This is a genomic window from Dinghuibacter sp., from assembly GCF_035492835.1.
Lineage (GTDB): Bacteria > Bacteroidota > Bacteroidia > Chitinophagales > Chitinophagaceae > Dinghuibacter.
On record NZ_DATJIY010000094.1, the window covers coordinates 38818 to 49019 of the forward strand.

Below are 10202 nucleotides of genomic sequence, written 5' to 3' on the forward strand. Positions count from 1 at the left end.
GTTCAAAAGAGGATCGGCAGCAGCAACTGGAACTGGTTCGGTCCCACACCGACGAGGCCGTTATCCAACAACCGGTAGTACCCGATGCCGATGCTTACCGGCAGCTGGTTCCACCACTGCGTATCGAAGTATACCTCCACGCCCGCGGTGCGCAGGTGATACTGGCTGTTGGGCACGAGCCCGTTCAGGTACGTCTGGTCGTAGAGCGCGTTGGCCCTGAGCCGCAACAGGTAGACGATCCCGCCAAAGCCCGCGTCGGGATAGGCGATGGGAAAATGATAGTTCACTCCCCATTTGTACATCTCCGGGAAATTGATCCCGGGATACCCCCGGGAGATCGGGAAGTCGTTGGTGTAGGTATAGTTCCCCAGCGTATCCCTCCGCTGATAGGCGCCGTTCAGCACCAGGCTATGGCTGGCCGCAAAACCCGGCAGGTATACCGAACCGGCCAGCAGCAACTGCCAGGCGCGGGGGTCGTCCAGGGTCGTCCGCTGGTAGGTGGCGCTGACAACGTGGGCCCAATGCGGGAATATCTGCTGCGTCGCCTGTTGCACCTGCGATGACCAGGTGAGCCCGTATTGGAGGAAATCCACGTGGGTGCTCCCAAAATATTTGCGCGCGTCCGACGGGACCGACAACTGGTCGATATGGAACGAGACGGAGGGCGTCAGCGATTGGTAAAGCCGCCCGTGCGACAGGTCAAAGGGCACGCTCGTCCCAAGGGCCGCCTGGGTCTCATCCCAGTGTACGATAACGCCGTTGCGCGTCACACCCGTGCGATGCGCCGTATACCCCACCGAGCCGCTGATCCAGGGATACCAGCCGCCATAGGTGGCGCCGGCGCTGATGTTGCTGCTGGCTTCGTTTTGGTTATAGTCATACGACACCTGCGATTGGAAGGTGTTCAGGATATTCTGGCCGTAGACCGTAAACGACCAGTCGGGGTTGCTGTAATAGGGGCGGAAGCTGTGAAAGTTGAACAGGTGCGAGGCTTTGTGGTAGACGCTGGAAGCGTATCCCGCCGTCGTATCCAGGCGTGTGAGCGCGTCCAGCGCACCGTCACGCGTAAAGCCGTCCGCCAGCACCGGCGTTGTCGCATCTTTTGCAAAATCATCTCCGCTCTCGGACGTCCAGGCAAAGCTTGCTACCGGCGCCGTATAGAGCGCCATGCCATCGGCGGTGGGCGTCGTCCAGGTGATTTGTCCGTTTCGTACCGCGGGCATATAATAGGCCCTGGCCCCCTCCGTTAGCCGGTACAACGTTTCCGCCGCGTAGGCCATCAACTGTTCGCCGGACCCTTGCCGGGCAGAAAAAAAAATGGTATCGCCCGATACAAAAGGGTATGCCAGTACGTGAAAGGAAAACGGCAGCACGGTCTTCCGCGCGTGCGTCTCCATATCCGCCACCATGAGCGACATCCGCCCCGCCCTGTCACGGACGCCCGCGACAAGACGCCGTCCGTCGGGGAACCAGCGCGGCATCACATAGAAATAGCCCTCGGGGTTGGGCAGCGTATCGAGCACCCTCCCGTCCGACGCGTTCAATACGCGCAGGGTCGCCGTTTTGTCGGCCGGTACGTCCACCGCCACGACTTTACCGCCATCCGGGCTGATGTCGGGCGAAAAATATTTCGTTCCGCGCGTCAGCGTGTGTTGCACGCCGGTGCGCAGGTCGAGGATGCGCAGGTCGTTGAATTCCCTGAGCCCCCACCGCAGGTCGGCCTGGTAAGCCGCATATACGATCTTTCCATTACGGTACGAATAATAAGGGTCCTGGGCGACATCCCATGTCCTTATTCTATGCCATCCCTTATCGTTGTATATATAAAACGCAGGGACCCGCGCATAGCTGCTTCTGGCGACGATAAAACCGCCGTTTTCCAACGGAAAAGATTGCTGGTAGGTCACCACATTGTGCTTTGGCAACGGGGTGAGCAGCCGTCCCCTGACGACGGTGTCCGCTTGTAGCAGGCGTTCTTTATACGTCTCCATCGCCTTGTCGCGGAAGGTCGCAAAGGACTCGCCCGTATAGCGTCTGACCGCTTTTTGAAAGGGATAAAAACCGCCCCTGGCCGCGGCGGCGTCCCCCGCGATGTTTTTCCAGACGTCCTCGCCGAAGGTCGCGCGACCGTAAGAAACCAGCATGAATCCCAGGGGGTACCAGTCGGGCACGAGGTCCCGGTAAGACCCGTTGCGCCACTCCTCCCAGCTATACCGGCGTCCCTGGGACCAGAGCGCCGTGAAGTCATCCATAAAGGACGGCAGCCGCCCCCTACCCTCCCGGCTCACCAGCGTTTCCTGGAAAACCGCGTCACCTTCAAAAAACCAGTTGGGTACCGTGAGCGCATTCCCCAAATCCTGACCTTGCTGGCCAAGAATATAAGACAGAACCTTTGAAAATCCCCGGTCGAAATTGGTATATTGCTGGACGTGACGGTATTCATGAATGGCCAGGTTCTCGTAAGGCGGAAGACTTCCCAGGCTGAACACGTCCTGGGGCGGGCTAAGATAGAATTCACTACGGAACGGCCCCAGGGCCACGAACCCGTTTTCATACGTAACATCCTTCTGAAACACGATGTCGATTTTTCTCAGGCGGGGTCCGATGGAATGCCCCGTCGAACGATTCAGATAGTGTACAATCTGGGCGGCGCGAAGGGCCTGGCTGTCCATGCCGGCCGGATAAATGACCCTGGCCGTGTCCGTATTGTACTGGCGCCAACGGGTCGAAGCCGGGTTGCCCCCGAATATATCCTGTGCGAAAAGAAAATGGCTATATTGAGCTAAAACGAAGAAAACCGCGGATATTACGAACTTCATAGGGTTAATTTACAATAATTTCTCTGCTATGGAATTGAAAGCTCCCCCCGCCGACAAGGCCAACAACCGGTTTGCGTTCAAAGTGCTCGCGTGTGCGTTTGTCGGTATCCATGTCCCGCTGATCGGCATGTTGGTTTACCTGTATTCCGTGCCCGGAATCCCATCCACCTTACGCATCCTGTTTGGCATCCTGGTGCTGACCCTTGCCGCCGCCGGCGTCACCCTCCTGGTCCTGAACCGGATGATGCGACCGATCCAGACCGGTAATAAGGCGATCCACGCATACATCGCTTCCTGGCAGCTCCAGCCGATGCCCAAACACACCAACGACGAGCTCGGCGTTCTCTTTCAACAGGTCGAATACCTCATGTTCGTCCTGCAGAAAACGGTGTCCGAACGCAACAGGATCCTCGACATGGCCATTACATCCAACGAAGACTTCCAGGAATCCATCCGCCAGTTCGTGCTGGCCCGCGAAGACGCCTTTATATCGGACGACCCCTCCAAAATGAGGGCCGCGCTCGAAGAGGCGTTGCAGACCGTGCAAGCCAAGATCCAAACGGCCACGCATATTTTACATACCTTTGAGCAGCCCGCACCCCACGCGGCGGCAAACTGACCATGACCACTATTCGCGACGCCATCATCGAAGACATCCGCCTTATCCGCCAACTGGCGCAGGACATCTGGCCAGCCACCTATGGCGACCTGCTCAGCCCCGACCAGCTGTCGTACATGCTCGATCTCTTTTATAGCCCCGAAGCGCTCGACACCCAAATGCGCGAAGGCCACCGGTTCCTGATCCTCGAAGAGGACGGCGCCCCCCAGGGTTTCGCCGACTTCGGCGAGATCGATCCGCCCGGCACCGTCAAGCTCCACAAGCTGTATGTCCTCCCCTCCGGACAGGGTCGCGGCTGGGGCCGAGCGCTCCTCGAGAGGGTCATAGAGCTATCGAGCGCGCTGGAAGCCCACGCCATCCTCCTGCAGGTGAAGCGCGACAACAAAGCCAAACATTTTTACGAACGCATGGGATTCCGCGTACTCCGCGAAATCGATGTCGAGATCGGCGCGGGGTACTTCATGCGGGATTATCTGATGCAGCTGGATTTGCCGGTCGAAGGCAACTAACCGCGCGTTCCGTTCAGTACACCAGCTGGTGCGTTTGTTTGATTACGCCCATCACAAACACGCTCTGCAGGTGGCCGATATCCTCGATCTCACTGAGCTTGTGCACGTGGAACTGATAATACGCGTCCATATTCTCGACCGCGACCTTGAGCATGAAGTCGAACTCCCCCGAGATATTGTAGCACTCGACCACCTCCTCCATCCCGGTGATCGCCTGGATAAAGGCCGCGCCGGATTGTTTGTTGTGCTGTTTCAGCGACACGTAGCAGATCACCATCAATCCCTTCCTGACCTTGGCATGGTCGACGAGCGTCACGTATTGCCGGATCACCCCCGTTTCCTCCATCCGCTTGATCCGCTCGTGTACCGGCGTCGTGCTCAGGTGCACCTGGGCCGCGATCTCCCGGACGGTCATCCGGGCGTTCTGCTGAAGCAACCGGAGGATCAGGAGGTCCTTGGCGTCGAGCGCCATAGCGTTTTGGCCTGCGGCTCCCGGGTTTTCCGTCATAATTATGATGTTTGTACTGCAAAATACGCTTCAAACCTTATTTTTTCCCAAAATTCCCAGACGTCGCCATTATTTTATTCTATAAACTTAGTTTTGCGTGTAATAAAACAATTCAGATGTCCACCACGTACACAAAAGCTACAATCGACCTGAGTCTGCCTTACAAGGTAAAAGACATGGGTCTCGCCGCCTGGGGCCGGAAAGAAATCGAGCTCGCCGAGGCCGAAATGCCCGGTCTTATGTCCCTGCGCGCCGAATATGGAAGCACCAAACCACTGAAGGGCGCCCGGATCGCCGGTTGTCTCCACATGACCATCCAGACCGCCGTCCTCATCGAAACCCTGGTAGCCCTCGGCGCCGAAGTACGGTGGAGCTCCTGCAATATCTTCTCCACCCAGGACCACGCCGCAGCCGCCATCGCCGCCGCCGGCGTCCCCGTTTTTGCGTGGAAGGGCCTGACCGAAGAAGAATTCAACTGGTGTATCGAACAGACGCTGTTCTTCGGTTCCACCGACAAGCCGCTGAACATGATCCTCGACGACGGCGGCGACCTCACCAACATGGTGTTCGACGTCTATCCGGAGCTGATCCAGAACATCCGCGGTCTGAGTGAAGAAACCACCACCGGCGTACACCGTCTCTATGAGCGCATGCAAAAGGGTACCCTCCCGATGCCCGCCATCAACATCAACGACTCGGTCACCAAGTCCAAGTTCGACAACAAATACGGCTGCCGCGAAAGCTGCGTCGACGCCATCCGCCGCGCCACCGACGTCATGATCGCCGGTAAGGTCGCCGTCGTCGCCGGTTTCGGGGACGTAGGTAAAGGCTCCGCCGAATCGCTCGCCGGCGCCGGCGCCCGTGTCATCGTCACCGAAATCGACCCCATCTGCGCCCTCCAGGCCGCCATGGAAGGTTACGAAGTCAAGAAGATGTCCAACGCCGTCAAGGAAGCCGACATCATCGTTACCACCACCGGTTGCCGCGACATCATCACCGAAAAGGATTTCCGCGCGATGAAGGACAAGGCCATCGTTTGTAACATCGGCCACTTCGACATCGAAATCGACGTCGCCTGGCTGAACAAGAATTATGGCTCGACCAAAGTCGAGATCAAACCCCAGGTCGACAAATACACCATCGACGGCAAGGACATTATCCTGCTGGCCGAAGGCCGTCTCGTCAACCTCGGCTGCGCCACCGGCCACCCCTCCTTCGTGATGAGCAACTCCTTTACGAACCAGACCCTCGCCCAGCTTGAGCTCTGGAACAACCACGGGAAGTATGAGAACAAGGTCTACGTCCTCCCCAAACACCTGGACGAAAAGGTCGCCCGTCTCCACCTGGCCAAGATCGGCGTCGAGCTCGACGAGCTCACCACCGTGCAGAGCGAGTACCTCGGGATTCCCAAGGTTGGGCCGTACAAGCCGGATTACTACCGTTATTAATCGCGACGTCGTCGCTTCTTTTATAGCGGCCCGCCGCCTACACATTTTGTGGCCCCGGAAGACCTCCGGGGCCTATTTTTTTGCCCATGAGCCGAATAAATCGCCTAATCGGCTCATTTTTTACCTATTTTTGAGCCGATTAGTCCAATTATTCGGCTCATGACCTATAACTGGCAACAAAAGGACTGGCCCCATTTCACCTATCGCCTTGACGATGTCGAAGACGACCTGCTCCTTTTTGCCCAGAAAACGGGCCGGGCATCCGGTATCCTTCAAACCCTGCCGGAAGACGCCCGCCTGGAAGCCATAATCGATACCCTGGTCGCCGAGGCCATAAAGACCTCCGAAATCGAGGGCGAATATCTAAACCGGAAAGATGTCCGATCTTCCATCCGTAACAACCTCGGCTTAAATAAAAAAGCCGAGCCCGTAGGCGATAAAAGAGCCGCTGGCGTCAGCGAGTTGATGACCGATGTCCGAAGGGCGTTCAAGGAGACGCTCACCACGGAAAAACTTTATGCCTGGCACCACATGTTGCTCCAGGGCCGCGACGATATTACCGTCGGCGCCTGGAGGACCCATGAAGACCCGATGCAGATCGTCTCCGGCGCCGTCGACCGGCGGCGGGTGCACTACGAAGCCCCTCCCTCCCATCGCGTTCCGCGAGAAATGGAAAGATTTATCGCCTGGTACAATGAAACCGCACCCGGCGGCAAAAACGAAATCAAAAGATCACCCGTCAGGGCGGCCATCGCCCACCTGTATTTTGAATCCATACATCCCTTCGAGGACGGCAACGGACGCATAGGCCGCGCGCTCGCGGAGATCGCCTTGTCCCAAGGACTAGGTCAGCCGGTCTTATTGAGCTTGTCAAAAGCCATCGAAAGCGATAAGAACGCCTATTACCTGGCGCTGGAACACGCTTCTTTATCCAACGAGGTCACCGCCTGGATAAATTACTTCGTAAAAACGGTTCTGCAAGCCCAAACGGAATCCGAGCAGCAAATCGTTTTCACGTTGAAAAAAACAAAACTATTCGACCGCTTTAAGGGGGAACTCAACGAACGACAGTCGACAGTTGTTCACCGCATGCTCGAAGAAGGGCCCAAAGGCTTTCAGGGGGGCATGAACGCGCGCAAATACGTATCGCTTACCAAAACGTCAAAAGCCACTGCTACGCGGGACATGCAAGACCTTCTTGCGAAGGGCGTTTTTTCCCTGTTGGGCGACGCGGGTGGAAGAAGCACCGCCTACCAGGTAAATTTATAAACGCACAAAGCCCCGGATCTCTCCGGGGCCTATTCACTCTACACGTTTGCCTGCTTTATGTTATTTGATTTTACCACCTGCGATAGTTGCGATCGCGATGTATGACGACGGGAGCGGCATACCGTTCGCGATAGTAGGGGTGACCGTAACCGACGGCGACGATGGGGGCGGGGGCCACATAGACCGGCGCGGGGGCTACACAGACCGGCGGGGCGGGGACGATGACCCGGGGAGCCGGGATGAACACGCGGGGAGCCGGAATAATTACCCGCGGAACCGGGAGGCCAACCCGGACGTGTACGAACTGGGCCTTGGCGGAAAATGCGGCACTGGCTAAAAGGACAGTGGCGATGGCGGTCATAAGGGTAATTTTCGTTTTCATAACATTTGTTTTAAGTAGTGAACTGTATATAAGACCCGGCGCGGAATCCGGCGTTTAAGCCCCAAGCGTTAGGGTCGTGTTAAAGCGCGGTTTTGGATAAACGGTGCGGCAAATCGCGCGATTTTGCTTTAATTCAGGATACGTATGAGAAAACTATTCCTGCTGGCGGTGCTGAGCACTACCATAGCCAGCGCCCAGAACCGCGAGGCCCACCCCGCCGCGACACTCGGCGCCATCACCCAAAACCTGAAAAAGTTCGAAGGTTTTTACACCTTCTATTACGACGACAAAACCGGGAAGGTCTACCTGCAGCTCGACCGCTTCAACGAGGAATTCCTGTATTTCCGCTCGATGCCGGAAGGCATCGGGAACGGCGGACCCGAACGGGGACAAGCGTCGGCCGTGGTCGCGAAATTTATAAAGGCGGGCGCGAAGATACTCCTGCTACAACCCAACTACTACGCCTATAGGGGCAGCGGCAGCGCCGACGAGCAAAAGGCGGCGACGGACGCCTTTGCCCAGTCCGTGTTGTGGGGCTTCAGCCCGGCCGCGGTGGAGGGCGACAAGGTGCTCATCGACCTTACGCCATTCCTAGTCCGCGACGCCCTGGACATCGGCGGCCGGATCGGCAGCGGCCGGGGCAACCCGGGCAGCGCCGCGTCGGCAAGGGGCGGTGACAATCGCGCGGGCGGCGGCTACCGCCTGGACGAAACGCGCTCCGCTATCAACATCGACAACACAAGGGACTTCCCCAAGAATACCGAATTCGAAGCCTGGGTCACCTTCACCGGGAACGGGGAAGGCGGCAGGAGGGGCGGCGTCGCGCCCGACCCCGGCGCGGTCACCGTGCGCCTCCACCAATCCTTTGTACAATTGCCGGACAGCAATTTTCACGCGCGCGCCTTCGATCCCCGTTCCGGGTTCTTCGATTTCGAATACCAGGACTTTTCCGCGGCCATGAGCGAACCGTTGACCAAGCGTTTTATCGAGCGTCACCGCCTGCAAAAAAAAGATCCTAAGGCGGCCGTCAGCGAACCCGTGGAGCCGATCGTCTACTACATCGACCCGGGTGCGCCGCCACTGATCCGGCAAGCGCTGGTCGAAGGCGGTTCCTGGTGGAACCAGGCCTTTGAAGCGGCCGGCTTTAAAAACGCCTTCCAGGTAAAGGTGTTGCCCGAAGGCGCCGACCCCATGGACATCCGGTACAATATGGTCAACTGGGTCGACCGTTCAGGTTATCCCGCGCGGGCGTTTTCCTACGGCGCTTCTTACATCGACCCCCGTACCGGCGAGATCATCAAGGGCGTCGTGACGCTGGGCTCCGACCGGCACCGGGAAGACTTCCTGATAGCCGAGGGGTTGCTGCAACCCTACGAAAACGGCAAACCGGTGTCGGGTGAGATGCAACGCATGGCGCTCGCGCGCATTCGCCAACTGTCCGCCCACGAAATCGGCCATACATTGGGGCTGACCCACAACTTCGCCGCCAGCATCAAGGACAGGGCGTCGGTCATGGACTATCCCTTCCCGCGTTTCACGGTCAAAACGGACGGCTCGATCGACCTGTCGGACGTATACGCCACGGGCATCGGCTCCTGGGACAAACGGGCGATCACGTGGGGGTATTCGGAATTCGCGCCCGGCGCGGATGAACAAGCGTCCCTGGACAAGATCATGCGCGAAACGTTAAAAGAAGGCTTCCGCTATATTCCCGACGTGGGCGGCGGCGCGCATCCACTCTCGAACCAATGGGACGACGGCCCCGACCCCATCGCCCAGCTCGACAAGCTGATGAAGGCGAGACGCATGCTCCTCGACCGTTTCTCGGAGAAGGCGATTCCCCAGGGCGCGCCCATGGCCACCCTGGAGGAAGTACTGGTGCCAATCTATCTCCTGCACCGTTACCAGGTAGAGGCGGTTTCCAAGTATATCGGCGGTCTTTATTTTACCCATGCCGTCAAGGACGACGGCCAGGTCCCCACCGAGATGGTGACCCCCGAAGACCAGTGGAAGGCGCTGTCCGCGCTGATGGGTACGATTAGTCCGGCCCAGCTGGCTCTGCCGGAAAAACTGATAAAGAGCATCCCTCCCCGGCCATCGGGCTATCCGTCTTCCATCGAAACCTTTGGCGGACATACCGGCCCGACCTTCGATCCCCTGGGCGCCGCGGAATCGGACGCCGACAATACCCTTTCCTATCTTTTTGACGAGGCCCGGGCAGCACGGCTGATCGAATACCACGCGCGGGACGAACGCCAACCCGGACTAATGCCCATGCTGGACACGATCCTCAACGGCACCTGGAAAGCGCCGCTGGCGCCCGGCTACGCCGGCGAACTGCAAATCGTGGTGGACAACCTCGTCCTCAAACACCTGCTGGGGCTGGCCGTCAGCAGCAGGGCGTCGGAATCCGTGCGCGGCGAAGCGATGCTCGAGGCGCACGACCTTTACGTCTGGATAAACGCCCACCTGGGCGAGGCCGGACCGCGGCAGAAGGCTGCGTTTTACTTTGCCCTCGAAGAAATCACCGAATTCGACAAGGACCCGGCGAAGTTCACGCCGGATCCGTCCCTGGAAATGCCGCCAGGCGCGCCCATCGGGGACTGATGCGCGCCGCGCCCGACGCGTCAGACGCGCGCTCGCCGGCT

The 10202-nt window shown here is 58.5% G+C and carries 8 protein-coding genes; 5 read left to right on the forward strand and 3 right to left on the reverse strand.

Going from position 1 to position 10202, the window contains the following annotated elements:
* Positions 1-2: 2 nt before the first annotated feature.
* Positions 3-2819, reverse strand: a complete 2817-nt coding sequence (locus VL547_RS08935) for a hypothetical protein (RefSeq protein WP_325577313.1) — start codon at positions 2817-2819, stop codon at positions 3-5.
* Between the two features lie 28 nt (positions 2820-2847).
* Between VL547_RS08935 and VL547_RS08940 the strand changes: the two genes are divergently transcribed.
* Both VL547_RS08940 and VL547_RS08945 read left to right on the forward strand, forming a co-directional pair.
* Positions 2848-3438 (forward strand): hypothetical protein, encoded by a 591-nt coding sequence (locus VL547_RS08940; protein WP_325577314.1) that lies wholly within the window; start codon positions 2848-2850, stop codon positions 3436-3438.
* Between the two features lie 2 nt (positions 3439-3440).
* Positions 3441-3947, forward strand: coding sequence for a GNAT family N-acetyltransferase (locus VL547_RS08945; protein ID WP_325577315.1), 507 nt, complete (start codon positions 3441-3443; stop codon positions 3945-3947).
* Positions 3948-3960: 13 nt separating this feature from the next.
* Here the strand turns inward: VL547_RS08945 and VL547_RS08950 are convergent, their stop codons facing one another.
* Positions 3961-4455, reverse strand: a complete 495-nt coding sequence (locus VL547_RS08950) for an Lrp/AsnC family transcriptional regulator (protein ID WP_325577316.1) — start codon at positions 4453-4455, stop codon at positions 3961-3963.
* A gap of 116 nt (positions 4456-4571) precedes the next feature.
* On the opposite strand from VL547_RS08950, the gene ahcY reads away from it, so the two are divergent.
* On the forward strand, positions 4572-5903 hold the full coding sequence (gene ahcY, locus VL547_RS08955; RefSeq protein WP_325577317.1) for an adenosylhomocysteinase: 1332 nt from the start codon (positions 4572-4574) through the stop codon (positions 5901-5903).
* 159 nt (positions 5904-6062) lie between these two features.
* Positions 6063-7172 (forward strand): Fic family protein, encoded by a 1110-nt coding sequence (locus tag VL547_RS08960; protein ID WP_325577318.1) that lies wholly within the window; start codon positions 6063-6065, stop codon positions 7170-7172.
* 70 nt (positions 7173-7242) lie between these two features.
* Here VL547_RS08960 and VL547_RS08965 read toward each other — a convergent pair whose 3' ends face one another.
* Entirely contained in the window at positions 7243-7554 is a 312-nt protein-coding gene (locus tag VL547_RS08965) for a hypothetical protein (RefSeq protein ID WP_325577319.1), read from the reverse strand.
* Positions 7555-7698: 144 nt separating this feature from the next.
* Between VL547_RS08965 and VL547_RS08970 the strand changes: the two genes are divergently transcribed.
* Entirely contained in the window at positions 7699-10161 is a 2463-nt protein-coding gene (locus VL547_RS08970; RefSeq protein ID WP_325577320.1) for a zinc-dependent metalloprotease, read from the forward strand.
* Positions 10162-10202 lie beyond the last annotated feature (41 nt).

Coding starts and splice junctions, on each gene's coding strand:
- VL547_RS08935 (WP_325577313.1), bottom strand. CDS start 2,819: ATGAAGTTCGTAATATCCGCGGTTTTCTTCGTTTTAGCTCAATATAGC.
- VL547_RS08940 (WP_325577314.1), top strand. CDS start 2,848: ATGGAATTGAAAGCTCCCCCCGCCGACAAGGCCAACAACCGGTTTGCG.
- VL547_RS08945 (WP_325577315.1), top strand. CDS start 3,441: ATGACCACTATTCGCGACGCCATCATCGAAGACATCCGCCTTATCCGC.
- VL547_RS08950 (WP_325577316.1), bottom strand. CDS start 4,455: ATGACGGAAAACCCGGGAGCCGCAGGCCAAAACGCTATGGCGCTCGAC.
- ahcY (WP_325577317.1), top strand. CDS start 4,572: ATGTCCACCACGTACACAAAAGCTACAATCGACCTGAGTCTGCCTTAC.
- VL547_RS08960 (WP_325577318.1), top strand. CDS start 6,063: ATGACCTATAACTGGCAACAAAAGGACTGGCCCCATTTCACCTATCGC.
- VL547_RS08965 (WP_325577319.1), bottom strand. CDS start 7,554: ATGAAAACGAAAATTACCCTTATGACCGCCATCGCCACTGTCCTTTTA.
- VL547_RS08970 (WP_325577320.1), top strand. CDS start 7,699: ATGAGAAAACTATTCCTGCTGGCGGTGCTGAGCACTACCATAGCCAGC.